This window comes from Enterococcus sp. AZ050, from assembly GCF_051715085.1.
Taxonomy (GTDB): Bacteria; Bacillota; Bacilli; order Lactobacillales; family Enterococcaceae; genus Enterococcus; species Enterococcus faecalis.
Genome location: NZ_JBIOTC010000001.1, coordinates 2860544 through 2874477 on the forward strand (window position 1 = coordinate 2860544; position 13934 = coordinate 2874477).

The window sequence follows — 13934 nt, forward strand, 5'->3', positions numbered from 1 at the left end:
AAATGAAAAATCCCCTCAAATTTTTTTGAGGGGATTTTTCATTTAAGATTTCTCTTTTTCATAGAAATATCATTTAGCTGGAAAAACAACGAAAATTATATTGAAAATTTCACGAATGTGTTACAATTCATCTACAAAGGGGGAATTTTTTGTGAAAAAAGCAATAGCAGAATGTTTAGGAACATTTATTCTTGTCTTTTTTGGGACAGGAACAGCCGTTCTAGGAAATGGTATGGAAGGGATTGGAACAACGGGGATTGCCTTAGCATTTGGGTTAACAATCGTTGCTGCTGCCTATAGTATTGGCACAATTTCAGGTGCACATCTAAACCCAGCTGTTTCTATAGGAATGTGGCTTAATAAACGAATGACAACAATGGAACTAATCTACTATGTAGTGGGACAAATTGTTGGTGGCTTGATTGCCTCATTTGCTTTATTAAGCATTCTAAAAGGTGCTGGTAAAAGTATTGAGAACTTAGGTCAAAATGGCGTAGGGGAATTAAGTGTTGCTGGTGCATTGACAGTCGAAATTATTTTAACATTTATTTTTGTTTTAGTTGTCATGACAGTTACAAGTGCTAAGAAAGGCAATGCTTCATTAGCAGGAATCGTAATTGGGTTAACACTAACAATGATTCACTTAGTCGGCATTCCTTTGACAGGAACTTCTGTCAACCCAGCTCGTAGCATCGCGCCAGCCGTTTTTGCGGGTGGTTCAGCGTTATCTGAGTTGTGGATTTTTATCGTTGCGCCATTAATTGGTGGATTATTAGCCGCTCTTGTAGCAAAATTCGTCTTAGATACGGAAGAATAGATTAGCGAAAGAAGAATCTTTGATAACAAGCGTCAATTGTTGTCAGAGATTCTTTTTTTGTTATACTAGGAGAACCTAAAGGCGCATTTTTAACCAAAGATGAAAACATCATCAAAATAAGGTATAATAGGAAAGTATCAAATAAGATTAGAAGGAAAAAGAGGTGTCTCTTTGTGAAGAAAATTTTAGTAGTTGATGACGAGAAGCCAATTTCAGAGATCGTTAAATATAATTTGGTTAAAGAAGGATATGAAGTATTTACTGCTTATGATGGAGAAGAAGCACTTGAAAAAGTGGAAGAAGTGGAACCAGACTTAATTATTTTAGACTTAATGCTCCCTAAAATGGATGGCTTAGAAGTCGCGCGAGAAGTGCGCAAAACACATGATATGCCAATCATTATGGTGACTGCCAAAGATTCTGAAATTGATAAGGTTTTAGGATTGGAATTAGGAGCCGATGACTATGTAACGAAACCATTTTCAAATCGTGAATTAGTTGCTCGTGTAAAAGCCAATTTACGGCGAGGTGCAACCAATGCGAAAGAAGCCGAGGTGACAACACAATCTGAATTAACGATTGGTGATTTAACCATTCATCCTGATGCATACATGGTCTCAAAACGGGGTGAAAAAATTGAATTAACCCACCGTGAATTTGAGTTACTTTATTACTTAGCAAAACATATCGGACAAGTGATGACTCGTGAACATTTATTACAAACCGTTTGGGGTTATGATTATTTTGGGGATGTGCGGACAGTGGACGTAACCGTACGTCGTTTAAGAGAAAAAATTGAAGATAGTCCAAGTCATCCAACGTATTTAGTTACTCGTCGTGGGGTTGGTTATTATCTAAGAAATCCTGAACAGGAGTAATCAGGTATGAAGAAAAAAGTTCACTTTTTTCAATCTGTTAATTTTAAGATTGCTTTATCATTTATTCTGCTGTTACTGATTGCGATTCAAATCATTGGTGGCTATTTCATTCGTGAATTGGAAGCCACTACAATTTCCGATTTTAAAAAAAATATGGATTCCCAAGTTGTCCAATTGTCAAACACGTTAAGTACGCAGATGAGCAACAAAGATCTCGAACGTAGTGACGTTGATGCAAATTTAAAAAAAGCGTTATCTGATTTTTCAAATGCAGATATTTCTGAAGCGAGAATTGTCGATGATAAAGGGATTATTCGGGCAACCAATGATTTAAATCAACAAAATATTATTGGGAAAAAGAATGATTATCGTGATTTAAATGACTTTACGAGTAAAAAATATCAAGCTTTAGATAATGATAAACGCGTGTATGTGAATGTCCAGCCGATTCAATCGCCTACTGGAGAAACAGTGATTGGCGTCCTTTATGTGAAAAGTAATTTAGAAAATAAATACCAAGAAATTACCAACACAGCAAGTATCTTTTTCACTGCTTCTATTATTGCCGCAGCAATCTCGATTATTGTGACTTTACTGATTGCACGATCAATCACGAAGCCGATTGGTGAAATGCGCGAGCAAGCCATTCGAATCGCTCGTGGTGATTACGCTGGAAAAGTAGAAGTCCATGGAAAAGATGAATTAGGCCAATTAGCAGAAACATTTAATCAATTATCAGAACGGATTGAAGAAGCACAAGAAACAATGGAAGCAGAAAGAAATCGTTTAGATAGTGTCTTAACGCATATGACAGATGGTGTCATTGCGACGGATCGCCGCGGAAAGGTGATTACGATTAATGAAATGGCCCTTTCATTATTAAATGTAAAAAATGAAAATGTGATTGGGACCTCGTTATTAGAGTTGTTAGATATTGAAGAAGATTACACATTGCGGAAGCTGTTAGAAGAGCCAGATGAACTGCTGATTGATCGCTCAACGTCTGATCGTGAAGAAGACCAAATGATTATCCGGGTAGACTTTACAATGATTCGTCGGGAATCAGGATTTATTACTGGCTTAGTTTGCGTACTTCATGACGTCACAGAACAGGAAAAAAACGAACGGGAAAGACGGGAATTTGTTTCCAATGTTTCTCATGAGTTGCGAACGCCTTTAACAAGTATGCGTAGTTATATAGAGGCTTTGAGTGAAGGAGCTTGGGAAAACCCTGAGATTGCGCCGAATTTCTTAAAAGTCACGTTAGAAGAAACCGACCGGATGATTCGTATGATTAATGATTTGTTAAATTTATCTCGGATGGACTCTGGGAATACACATCTTCAATTAGAGTATGTGAATTTTAACGAATTGATTAATTTTGTCTTGGATCGCTTTGATATGATGATTGAAAATGAGCAAAAAAATTACAAAATTTGCCGTGAATTTACTAAACGCGATTTATGGGTAGAATTAGATACAGACAAAGTAATTCAGGTTTTAGACAACATTTTGAACAATGCGATTAAGTATTCGCCAGATGGCGGCGTCATTACCTGCCGACTAGTTGAAACACATAATAATGTCGTCTTTAGTATCTCGGACCAAGGTTTGGGCATCCCTAAAAAAGATCTCGGGAAAGTCTTCGAGCGTTTTTATCGTGTGGATAAAGCACGTGCGCGAGCACAAGGTGGGACTGGTTTAGGTTTAGCAATTTCTAAAGAAGTAATTCGGGCCCATAACGGGAGTATTTGGGTGGAAAGTACAGAAGGTGAAGGATCGACTTTCTATATTTCACTACCATATGAACCTTATGAAGAGGATTGGTGGGAATGATGAAATTATCAGAATGGATTACAAGAATTGGCTTGATTTTGATGGTCATTTTAAGTATATATTTTTCAGTCAATATCTGGCTGAATTCTGCCAAAAAAATACCAGAAATGAAGTCGGGAAGCCAAGTCACAACAGCTGTCAATGAAAAAGCCATTGGCGATGTCTATTTACCTTTGCAATTGATTCGAATAACTGATGGAAAAGCGATGCAAAGTAATCGTGAAACATTAATTAGTAATGTTCAAAATGATATTAAAATGGCTACGTTTGGTAAATTGACACAAGTTGTGACAAAAAATGCAGAGCAACTTAAGCGCTACAACCAAATGGAACAAGGCATTGAACTTCTTTATCAAGGTCCCTTTTTAATCTCGGACTATGCTTCGATTTATAATCTATCCATTAATTTTACTAACTTTAATGAGTTGACGGACCAGTATTTTACGAAAATTCAATTGGATTTTAACGAAAATAAGATACGTTTTTTAGATTATGATCAAGCCAACGTCTATGAAGCGCCCATGACTGTCAATAAGGCGCGCTTAATGGGAATTATCAATAAAGAGGGATTACAATATCAAGACGTTTCCGAAAATACGCTAACCAAACAAGGGCAATGTTATTTAACCAATGATATGAAGTTGAAAAAGTACAGTTATATCTTAGCTTCGCAACCAGTTACTCGTTTTAGGAATGCTTTTTTCAATGAAACGGAAGATATCCAAACCAATGAAGACAGTCAAGACTTAACCTACACGAGTAAAGAAGAACGATTGTTTGCAGAAGAAAAACTGGGAAAAATTGATTTTAAAGGGACCTTGCCAGAAGAGAATAAACGGGACTCAATCTATAATCAAAGCTTTTCTTATGTAAAACGTTTAGGAACCAATATGGGGAATTTGCGTTACTTTGATCGAACGAAAGATAGTGTCAATTATCGGACTTTTGTGGAAGGTTTCCCAGTGTTCAGTAATGATTTAAAAGGCCAAGTGGATATTCGCATCACGAACAACGATGGTGCTGCACCAAGCGTAACCATTAACACAAGTGTGAATACGATCCAAGTGCCGATTCCTTCAGAAGAAGAAGTGACGCTGGAAAGCACGGAAAAATTGATTAAGCGTTTAGAAACGGCTGGTGCTAAAAAGGAAAAAATTCAATCGGCTGTTATCGGTTATACGTGGCAGACAATTGAAGAAGTCAAACAAGTCGTTGATTTAAGTCCGGAATGGTATGTCCTTTATAACAACAATTGGTACACTGCAACGGACTTGGTAAAACAATTACCAAGCTTGGAGGTGGGCTAATGGATTTTAAACGAATTGAGTGGATTTTCTTCTTAGCATTTTTAGGATTAAATATCTTTTTATTTGGAATTTATCGGGAAGGTCAACAAGAGGAGAGCAACGTCTCTTCTTCCAGCCAAACAGAATCGATTGAAAGTCGGTTGGAAAAAGATAACATCTCGTATAAAGGGACACTTTCTTCAGAACGATTGGAAGGTTATTATTTAAGTGGCGAACAAACCAATTTTTCTGCTGCTTTAAAAATCCAACGTGAAAAGAATAAAAATTTTTTGAGAAATGGGCTGCAAATTGCGGATAATACTTTAACGAGTGTACCTAGTAAAAACTATTTTATTGATCCTAAGAAAATTGATAAAGATTTAAGTACCTTTTTAAATGAAAAAAATGCTTTATTATTCGGAGACGAATATCAATACTTACCAGAATTTTCTCATTTAAAAGAGCCGACGGCAGAAATTGTGGCTGCACAATCGTATAAAGGAATTCCTTTTAGAGACGACACGGCAAAATTAAGTATTTTAGCAGATACGTCAGGTGAATTATGGAAAATTAGTAAATATTCGCAAACGCACATTGAAAATATTGAAGAGTTACGAGACAAAACGGATTTATATTCCAATCGTGATGCGATAGACACGCTCTATATGAATAACCGGATTCCTAGTAATTCCAAAATAACATTCATTAAATTGGCCTATTCAAGAATTTATAAAATTCGTGAGAAAAATGTATACGTTCCAGTCTGGTTTGTAGGAATTTCTACTGGTGAAGATTCAGTTGAAATTGAACAGGTGAATGCCGTAAGTAATACCATCATCACAAATAATACTGTGCCAAAGGTGGAAAAACATTAAGGTCCGTTGTATAATGAAACACGTTAATGTTGTAATGTAGAAGGGAAGAGTTTTAAATGGATTCAGAGTTTGCTTTTAATATCAGTGTTCTTGCCAGTGGCAGTACAGGCAATTCCCTTTTTATTGAAACCAACCAAAAGAAAGTATTAGTAGATGCGGGTTTAAGTGGCAAAAAAATCACTTCACTGTTAGCAGAAGTCAATCGCAAACCAGAAGATTTAGATGCGATTTTAGTTACACATGAACATCGGGATCACATTCACGGCGTTGGCGTGTTAGCGCGAAAATATAAGTTAGATGTCTATGCCAATGAAAAAACGTGGCAAGCGATGGATCCCATGATTGGCAAAGTCGATGTCGCTCAAAAACATATTTTTGAAATGGGCAAAGTTTTGACCTTGGGAGATATGGACATTGAAAGTTTTGGTGTCTCACATGATGCGATTGCGCCTCAATTTTATCGTTTTCATCGCAATAATCGTTCCTTTGTTGTTCTAACGGATACAGGTTATTGTAGCGATCATATTCGTGGTACGATTGAAAATGCAGATGCTTATTTAGTCGAAAGCAATCATGAAATTGAAATTTTGCGAGCAGGACCTTATCCATGGAGTCTTAAACAACGGATTTTAGGAGATAAAGGCCATTTATCCAATGATGATGGTGCTCTTGTGATGGCGGATGTGTTAGGTGATAAAACAAAACGCATTTATTTAGGTCATCTTAGCAAAGAAAATAATACGAAACTTCATGCGCGAATGGCAATGGAGTCTACTTTGAAGCAAAAGGATTTAGGCGTCGGTGAAGCATTTAAGGTATATGATACAGACCCCGATTCAGCCTCAGAGTTATTTCAAATTTAGAATAATGGTGGTTTATCAGTTTTTGAGCGTGGAGCAAAAATCCAAAGTGATTTTTGTCCCATGCTCATTTTTTGTTCTTTTATCTAGCTGGTTTGACAGAGACATCGGTGATAATACTTTTAAACTCTTAGTTAATTTTTTGACAAATACTTGTGTTTGTCTGGTGTTAGGAGTATAGTTAACTAGATTTTTATTAGTGGGAGGTCTATAATGTTTCAATTTTTACCAAACTCTGTTTTACAGATGAGCACTATTTTTCTTTCGATTATTATCGAAGCATTGCCTTTTGTCATGTTAGGTTGCTTGATTTCAGGCGCTTTACATGTTTTTTTAACACCAGAACGAGTAAAAAAAGTGTTACCTAAAAATAAATTTTTATCAATTTGTGTAGGTAGTTTCCTAGGGTTTTTCTTCCCTTCTTGTGAATGCGGGATTGTACCAATTGTGCATCAATTTGTAAAAAAAGATGTACCAACACATACCGCTTTTGCTTTTATGTTAACGGCACCAATCATTAATCCAATTGTGCTATTCTCAACATACGTAGCTTTTAGTGGCGCAACAAAATTTGTGATTTGGCGAGTTTTAGGTAGTATGATTGTCGCGTGGGTTATCGGCATTTGGTTAGCTTATTTTCGAAAAGAATCAATTTTAACAGAAAAAGAGTTGGCGCAGATTAAAGAAGAGCAGGTTGCTCATACGCATGAACACGTTGATGAAGTTCGTTCATTTTGGAAAAACGGCTGGTCAGCGTTAACCCATAGTATTGATGAATTTTTTGATACAGGTCGCTATTTAATTTTTGGTTCTTTGTTGGCAGCAATCATGCAAACGTATATCCCAACTGGTGCACTTATGCAATTAGGCCATTCAAAGATTTTAGCGATTCTAGTCATGCTAGTCATCGCTGCCACTCTATCACTTTGTTCAGAAGCGGATGCATTTATTGGTTCTTCTCTTTTGAGTTTATTTGGCACAGGACCAATTGTCGCCTTCTTAGTTTTTGGTCCAATGGTAGATATTAAAAATTTATTGATGATGAAACGTTATTTTAAGATGTCATTCATTGTACAATTTGTTTTGATAGTGGCGCTTGTCGTAACTATTTATGCGGCAGTAGTTTAGAAAGGAGGCCTACAATCGATGATACGATTTATTATTTTAATTGGATATATGGGGTTGATGATGTATCTTCAAATTTCAGGTGAACTGAACCAATATATCAATATTCATTATAATTACTTAGCTGTTTTATCAATGGTTTTAGCTTTTATTATGGCGATTGTCCAATTGATTTTGTGGAACCAAGCAGATCCATCAATACAAAAAAAACATGAAGACATGCACCAACATGGGGGACATGAACATCATGGCCATCAGCATAATTTGGAAAAACCCAGCCAAAGAGGGCTTGCCTATTTACTACTTTCTTTACCGTTGATTGTTGGCTTATTATTTCCGACAGTTAGTTTAGACACAACAATTGTTGAAGCAAAAGGATTTAACTTTCCAGTAAGTAAAGAATCAGTAGGGGATCCTGATATGCAAACGCAATATTTGAAACCTGATACAAGTATGTATTTCAATAAGACGGATTATGACAAGCAGATGGCAAAAGCCATGAAACAATATGATGGCCAATCTGTGATTTCAATTACGGATGAAAACTATTTGGAAATTATGGAACTAATCTATAATTATCCAAGTCAATTTGCAGGGAAAAGGATTTCTTATAAAGGCTTTGTCTATAATTCAAAACGAGAAGAAAGTGTTGACCAGTTTGTCTTCCGTTTTGGGATTATTCATTGTGTCGCTGATTCTGGTGTTTTTGGCTTGTTGGTTCATTTTCCTGAACATACTCAATTTCAAAACAATGATTGGGTAACGATTACCGGCACGGTTGAGTTGTCCTATTATCCACCGTTTAAACGACAAATACCAACTGTGCAAGTGGAGAAAGTCAAAGCAGATCAAGCACCAAAAAATCAATATGTCTATCGTTCCTTTTAAAAAAAGTTGGTTGCTTCCTTATCAAATGGAAGCAACCAACTTTTTTGCTGTCTATTTTTTAATTTTGTTGCGTTTACGACGAATAAAACCCAAAGATTCTCTTTTTTCTCGAAAGCTGCGGATATTCTGATTGAAAACCTCAGAAGCGACTAAGCCTAACGCAATTGCCCCAGCAATCATTACAGCTTGCACGGTAAAATAGGCACCTTTTTCATAATTGCCAATTACGATATTCCGAACAGCTTGATAAGCTAAGCCACCAGGTACCAATGGAACAATACCAGGAATATTAAAAATCGTGACAGGCATTTTCAATATTTTTGAGAATAGGTAGCTTACTGCCGCAACACCGACAGCACCGATGAGGGAACCTAATGCTGCATTTCCACTAAAAACTTCAACGATTACCCAATAAAGCATCCAGCTCACACTACCAGTTAGACCACAAGCCACCAGTGATCGTCGAGGAACATTAATAATAATCGCAAACGCCGCAGAAGCTAAAAAACTAAAGATAAATTGTACCAAAACGATTCCTAGCAAGTAAGTCACTCCTTTTAATAGAAAAGTTGAAAGACAAAAGCAATGCCAAAACCAATCATTCCTGAAGTCATTAATGCTTCAGTCCCACGAGAAACACCCGATAAGTAGTGTCCAGCTAGCAAATCGCGAAGAGCATTGGTAATTTGCACACCAGGCACTAAAGGCATGACACAACCAATGATGATTAAATCTTGTGATTGTCCGAGTCCCAATTTGACTGAAAGAATAGCGGCTGCACCAATGAACAACGAAGCTAAAAATTCAGATAAAAATTTAATCTTGAGAAACTTTAAACTAAAATAATAAAGACTATAGCCGCAACCACCAATCAGAGAAGTCAAGAATAAATCGGACCAGACACCACCAAAAAGAATCATAATTGTAGCGCTGACAACGGCCGCACTAACAATGCGTGCGCTAATTGGAAAATGTCGGTGTTCACTATCAATCACTTTTAGTTTATTCAGTAATTCCTCTAAAGAAAAATCACCAGCCACATAAGCACGAGACAGCTGATTCACACGAGAGATTTTTTCTAAATCAATACCACGTTTCATTACTTGAACCATACGAATCGTGGAGGTTCCATCTATGCCAACAAATAACCCGGTTTGTGTCACATAGCTAACCATTCGATAGTTGCCAGAAGCAAGCGCAATTCGGCTCATTGTATCTTCAACACGGTACATTTCTGCATCGCTTTCTATCATAATTTTACCAGCTAACAAACAGGTTTCTAAAAGTAAATCCAAATGAGCAGGAGTCATTGAGCAAGCCTCACTTTATGTATTTTCTTCTAGTGTACTACAAACGAACCAAAAAGAGGAAATAAATAACAGCTGCAATCGAAAATTTACATCGTAAACAGATTGTTAGCGAATTGTAACATTAAAAGGCTGATATTATTTAATCATAGATATTTAAAAGTTTTTAAAAGAAAAACGTCGATTTTTTCGCAAAATGAATTGGAGGGAAAGGTGATATTCTGGCGATTTAGCAGAGTTTTATTCTTGTTTTATAAAGTTGTGTATTTGTTTTTATAATTTTAAAATTATCGATGGCTGTCATTTTTTTACGAAGCCTTTATTAATAAAAGACTAAGAAATAACAAAAAAGAGAGAAGGAGAAGAAATTTTGTTTGTAGTTTCGGTTCTTTTCTAGTAAAATGAAATTGTATAAAAGTAGAAGTGAGGTGTAGTAAAATGGGTTTTACAGACGAAACAGTACGCTTTGATTTTGATGATAATCGAAAAAAAGCAATCAGTGAAACGTTAGAAACCGTATATCGGGCATTAGAAGAAAAGGGATACAATCCTATTAACCAAATAGTAGGGTATTTACTTTCTGGGGACCCGGCTTACATTCCTCGTTATCAAGATGCTCGAAACTTAATTCGTCGTCATGAACGTGATGAAATCATGGAAGAATTAACCAAATATTACTTAGCGAACCACGGAATCGATATCAAATGAGGATCATGGGGCTAGATGTAGGTTCACGGACAGTCGGTGTGGCTGTTAGTGATTTATTAGGTTGGACAGCACAAGGCATCGAAATTATTCGCATCAATGAAGAGGAAGAGAACTTCGGTTTTGAGCGATTAGGTGAATTGGTGAAAGAATACGAAGTCACGAAATTTGTCGTAGGTTTACCGAAAAACATGAATAATTCCATCGGTCCTAGAGCTGAAGCATCCATGGCATATGGTGATAAGATTCAAGAATTATTTCAATTACCTGTTGACTATCAAGATGAACGATTAACAACTGTCCAAGCAGAGCGTTTCTTGGTGGAGCAAGCAGATGCTTCAAGAGCCAAAAGAAAAAAAGTGATTGATAAACTAGCGGCAGTAATGATTCTACAAAATTATTTAGATGCACATAGCCGATAATTATCGAGCTTTGAATACATCAAGGGAGAGAAGAAGAATGACAGAACATAACCACGATCATGATCACGAAGGACATGAACACATTACTTTAGTAGACGAACAAGGAAATGAAACATTATACGAGATCTTACTAACTGTTGACGGTCAAGAAGAATTCGGTAAAAATTATGTTTTATTATATCCAGCAGGAATTCCTGAGGATGAAGATGTTGAATTGCAAGCTTACTCCTATGTGGAAAACGCAGAAGGTACAGAAGGCGATTTACAGCAAATCGAAACAGACGCTGAATGGGATATGATTGAAGAAGTTTTCAATACATTCATGGCTGAAGAAGAAGAGTAAAACTGTAACGAGAGAAGCGCTACTTCTCCTATTGAGAAGTAGCTTTCTTAATAATAATTGTTATAATGTACATGTTGTTTCTATCATAAGATACTATCACTATCATTGAGTGTGATGGATAAAGAAGGACAGCATTGTCTAGTTTTACAAGATGTTGTAAAAACGTAACATCCTTGTAATGACGTTAATTTAGTAACTATCTAGCATAATTTATAATTTGTGTTATACTAAGTATGAGGTTTTAGAAATACTGTTAATTTTATAATATTAAATAAAAAAATGGCTCCACCTACTGGCATAGGTAGAGCCGTCAGAAATTCAGTTAAACAAACACGTAATTATTGGTGTGGTGCATTGCCACGAACTGAAATTCCAGTTAATAAAGCAAGTAAATCAAACATATATTTCACCTCCTTTATTATGATAGCTTCATTATAACATTATCTGTAAAATGATGGTATGTTTAATACAAAAAAAATAGAAAGATTGGAGTTTTGACTGTGAGAGTAGCGGGAGAAAAAATCAAAACAGCGCGTAAAAAGAAAAAATTATCGCAAGCTGAATTGGCAAAAGGAATTTGTACACAAGCAACAATTAGTAACATTGAAAACAAAAATGTGTGTGACAGTTTAGACATTTTCTCATCTGTATGTCTACGTTTAGACTTACAAGTAGAAGAATGTATCGAAGGTTCTAGTGAGAAAAAACTCGAAAGCTTATTAAATAAAGTAGAAGAATTATGCTTTTACTTTAAGCACGATGAAGCCTATGATTTGTTGAAAGACTATCCAGATGATATCGAAAGTTCAAACAGAATTTTAGAAACAAAATTTTTCTATTATAAAGGAATTACGAGTTTATTAGGTAAGAAAAATAATAGCGAAGCATTGTTCTATTTACATCGTGGTTCTGAAATTAGTCGTGATATTAATATTTATAATATTTTGAGTATGAATGCGATCGGTATTTTATATGAATTAGAAGATGATATTGAAAAAGCAAAAGTTTATTACGATAAATCTTTACAATTGCTAAGCGAATTCAAATTAGATTATCCATTAGAGCAATGCCGTATTTATTATAATACCGCAAAATTCTATTCATTAATTAAAGACTATGCAAAGAGTATTGAATTAAGTGATAAAGGAATCGAAATTAATCGGACACACAGTTCTATTTACTCTTTAGATTGCTTATTATACGAAAAAGCGTTTAATAAACAAATGCTAGGACTAGATGCTGTTGAAGATTATCGTATTGCGTACTACTTTACACGTTTCTTTGAAAATAAAAAATTACTTACTTATATTGAAAAAGATATGCAAGAGTTTAACATCAGTTTTAAATAATGAATTATCGTTTCAGATTTTAAAAAGAACAACCTAACTCAAGAGGAGTTAGGTTGTTCTTTTTTTCTCTTTTTAATTTGTTTCTTTGACAGCGTTACGGACGCTTTCGGCGACGACTTTTGCGACTCCTTCTTGGAATGGATCGGGAATAATATTGGTCGGCGTGAGTTCGTTATCGGGAATCAATTTTGCAATACCTTTGGCAGCGGCAATTTGCATTTCAATCGTAATCTTTTTCGCCCGAGCATCTAAGGCACCGCGGAAAATACCAGGGAAGGCCAACACATTATTAATTTGATTCGGAAAGTCACTACGACCAGTTCCGACAATATAAGCGCCTGCCGCTAAAGCTTCATCAGGAAAAATTTCAGGAACTGGGTTAGCCATTGCAAAAATAACTGGCTGCTCATTCATCTGTTGAATCCACTCAGGTTTTAAAACACCTGGTGCCGAAACACCAACAAAGACATCAGCGCCTTCAAGAGCAGTAGCTAAATCACCGGTACGGTGTTCCCGATTGGTTAGCTTCGCAATTTCTGCGTGGTGTGGTGGCAGAGCTGTATCTGTTTCGCTCAGAATCCCTGCACGGTCAACAATGATAATATGTTTTACGCCAGCAGCTAAAAATTTTCTTGTGATCGAAAGACCAGCGGAGCCACCGCCGTTGATTACCACATGAATGTCCTCTATTTTCTTGTTGATTAATTTTAAGCTGTTGTACAAAGCCGCTAGAACAACAATCGCTGTCCCGTGTTGATCATCATGGAAAACGGGAATATCTAGTTCATCGATTAAACGCTGTTCAATTTCAAAACAACGAGGAGCGCTGATATCTTCCAAGTTAATCCCCCCAAAGGTTGGAGCCAAAAATTTCACCGTTTGAATAATTTCTTCGGTATCTTGTGTATCTAAAACAAGGGGAATCGAATCCACACCAGCAAAGCGTTTAAACAATGCAGCTTTTCCTTCCATGACAGGCATCGCTGCTTCAGGACCAATGTTACCTAAACCTAAAACTGCTGAACCATCACTAATAACGGCGACGGTGTTTTTCTTTGTCGTTAATTCGTAAGCGCGTTCTTTTTTTCATGTATGGCAGAAGAAACAGCCGCAACACCTGGTGTGTAGGCAATTCCTAAATCTGCTTTTGTTTCAATCGGAACTTTAGGGCAGACTTCTAATTTCCCCCCAAATTTTTTTGCTTGCTCAATCGCTAATTCTTTTACATCTTTTGTTGACATAT

At 36.2% G+C, this 13934-nt stretch carries 14 protein-coding genes and 1 pseudogene; 12 read left to right on the forward strand and 3 right to left on the reverse strand.

The annotated features are described in order from the left end of the window. Window positions 1–115: 115 nt before the first annotated feature. The 8 genes from IGJ04_RS14135 (at window position 116) to IGJ04_RS14170 (ending at window position 8565) form a co-directional block, all read left to right on the forward strand. On the forward strand, window positions 116–817 hold the full coding sequence (locus IGJ04_RS14135) for an MIP/aquaporin family protein (protein WP_002399963.1): 702 nt from the start codon (window positions 116–118) through the stop codon (window positions 815–817). A gap of 173 nt (window positions 818–990) precedes the next feature. Further along, the gene (yycF, locus tag IGJ04_RS14140) at window positions 991–1695 is read left to right on the forward strand and encodes a response regulator YycF (RefSeq protein ID WP_002357947.1); all 705 of its coding nucleotides are present in this window, start codon (window positions 991–993) and stop codon (window positions 1693–1695) included. Between the two features lie 6 nt (window positions 1696–1701). Further along, the gene (walK, locus tag IGJ04_RS14145; RefSeq protein WP_002379340.1) at window positions 1702–3531 is read left to right on the forward strand and encodes a cell wall metabolism sensor histidine kinase WalK; all 1830 of its coding nucleotides are present in this window, start codon (window positions 1702–1704) and stop codon (window positions 3529–3531) included. After that, the gene (locus IGJ04_RS14150) at window positions 3528–4838 is read left to right on the forward strand and encodes a YycH family regulatory protein (protein ID WP_002385989.1); all 1311 of its coding nucleotides are present in this window, start codon (window positions 3528–3530) and stop codon (window positions 4836–4838) included. Before walK ends, IGJ04_RS14150 begins: the two co-directional genes overlap by 4 nt. Continuing rightward, window positions 4838–5692: a two-component system regulatory protein YycI gene (locus tag IGJ04_RS14155; protein ID WP_002365516.1), complete on the forward strand. Its 855-nt coding sequence runs from the start codon at window positions 4838–4840 to the stop codon at window positions 5690–5692. Before IGJ04_RS14150 ends, IGJ04_RS14155 begins: the two co-directional genes overlap by 1 nt. Before the next feature lie 56 nt (window positions 5693–5748). Further along, the gene (locus IGJ04_RS14160; RefSeq protein ID WP_002357943.1) at window positions 5749–6555 is read left to right on the forward strand and encodes an MBL fold metallo-hydrolase; all 807 of its coding nucleotides are present in this window, start codon (window positions 5749–5751) and stop codon (window positions 6553–6555) included. Window positions 6556–6765: 210 nt separating this feature from the next. Then, window positions 6766–7680: a permease gene (locus tag IGJ04_RS14165; protein WP_002379342.1), complete on the forward strand. Its 915-nt coding sequence runs from the start codon at window positions 6766–6768 to the stop codon at window positions 7678–7680. 18 nt (window positions 7681–7698) lie between these two features. Next, a complete protein-coding gene (locus IGJ04_RS14170) occupies window positions 7699–8565 on the forward strand; it encodes a TIGR03943 family putative permease subunit (RefSeq protein WP_002379343.1) in 867 nt (288 codons plus the stop codon). Window positions 8566–8616: 51 nt separating this feature from the next. Here the strand turns inward: IGJ04_RS14170 and IGJ04_RS14175 are convergent, their stop codons facing one another. Together IGJ04_RS14175 and IGJ04_RS14180 are read right to left on the reverse strand one after the other, a co-directional pair. Then, entirely contained in the window at window positions 8617–9117 is a 501-nt protein-coding gene (locus IGJ04_RS14175; RefSeq protein WP_002382172.1) for a threonine/serine exporter family protein, read from the reverse strand. 5 nt (window positions 9118–9122) lie between these two features. Further along, window positions 9123–9875, reverse strand: coding sequence for a threonine/serine exporter family protein (locus IGJ04_RS14180; RefSeq protein ID WP_002379344.1), 753 nt, complete (start codon window positions 9873–9875; stop codon window positions 9123–9125). Window positions 9876–10310: 435 nt separating this feature from the next. Here IGJ04_RS14180 and ireB point away from each other — a divergent pair, with 435 nt between their 5' ends. The 4 genes from ireB (at window position 10311) to IGJ04_RS14200 (ending at window position 12691) form a co-directional block, all read left to right on the forward strand. Beyond that, the gene (gene ireB, locus IGJ04_RS14185) at window positions 10311–10580 is read left to right on the forward strand and encodes a regulatory phosphoprotein IreB (RefSeq protein WP_002357937.1); all 270 of its coding nucleotides are present in this window, start codon (window positions 10311–10313) and stop codon (window positions 10578–10580) included. Continuing rightward, window positions 10577–10999 (forward strand): Holliday junction resolvase RuvX, encoded by a 423-nt coding sequence (ruvX, locus tag IGJ04_RS14190; protein WP_002357936.1) that lies wholly within the window; start codon window positions 10577–10579, stop codon window positions 10997–10999. The genes ireB and ruvX overlap by 4 nt, the downstream gene beginning before the upstream one ends. A 37-nt stretch (window positions 11000–11036) precedes the next feature. Beyond that, window positions 11037–11342: a DUF1292 domain-containing protein gene (locus IGJ04_RS14195; protein ID WP_002357933.1), complete on the forward strand. Its 306-nt coding sequence runs from the start codon at window positions 11037–11039 to the stop codon at window positions 11340–11342. 500 nt (window positions 11343–11842) lie between these two features. Further along, window positions 11843–12691, forward strand: coding sequence for a helix-turn-helix domain-containing protein (locus tag IGJ04_RS14200; RefSeq protein WP_002385984.1), 849 nt, complete (start codon window positions 11843–11845; stop codon window positions 12689–12691). Between the two features lie 72 nt (window positions 12692–12763). Here the strand turns inward: IGJ04_RS14200 and IGJ04_RS14205 are convergent. Next, window positions 12764–13932: pseudogene (locus IGJ04_RS14205) on the reverse strand (NAD(P)-dependent malic enzyme). Between the last annotated feature and the right edge of the window lie 2 nt (window positions 13933–13934).

What these genes read in the sequence shown, in the direction of transcription:
- IGJ04_RS14155 (WP_002365516.1), top strand. Translation starts at nt 4,838, where the DNA reads ATGGATTTTAAACGAATTGAGTGGATTTTCTTCTTAGCATTTTTAGGA.
- ruvX (WP_002357936.1), top strand. Translation starts at nt 10,577, where the DNA reads ATGAGGATCATGGGGCTAGATGTAGGTTCACGGACAGTCGGTGTGGCT.
- IGJ04_RS14160 (WP_002357943.1), top strand. Translation starts at nt 5,749, where the DNA reads ATGGATTCAGAGTTTGCTTTTAATATCAGTGTTCTTGCCAGTGGCAGT.
- IGJ04_RS14170 (WP_002379343.1), top strand. Translation starts at nt 7,699, where the DNA reads ATGATACGATTTATTATTTTAATTGGATATATGGGGTTGATGATGTAT.
- IGJ04_RS14165 (WP_002379342.1), top strand. Translation starts at nt 6,766, where the DNA reads ATGTTTCAATTTTTACCAAACTCTGTTTTACAGATGAGCACTATTTTT.
- IGJ04_RS14150 (WP_002385989.1), top strand. Translation starts at nt 3,528, where the DNA reads ATGATGAAATTATCAGAATGGATTACAAGAATTGGCTTGATTTTGATG.
- IGJ04_RS14195 (WP_002357933.1), top strand. Translation starts at nt 11,037, where the DNA reads ATGACAGAACATAACCACGATCATGATCACGAAGGACATGAACACATT.
- ireB (WP_002357937.1), top strand. Translation starts at nt 10,311, where the DNA reads ATGGGTTTTACAGACGAAACAGTACGCTTTGATTTTGATGATAATCGA.
- IGJ04_RS14180 (WP_002379344.1), bottom strand. Translation starts at nt 9,875, where the DNA reads ATGACTCCTGCTCATTTGGATTTACTTTTAGAAACCTGTTTGTTAGCT.
- walK (WP_002379340.1), top strand. Translation starts at nt 1,702, where the DNA reads ATGAAGAAAAAAGTTCACTTTTTTCAATCTGTTAATTTTAAGATTGCT.
- IGJ04_RS14135 (WP_002399963.1), top strand. Translation starts at nt 116, where the DNA reads ATGTGTTACAATTCATCTACAAAGGGGGAATTTTTTGTGAAAAAAGCA.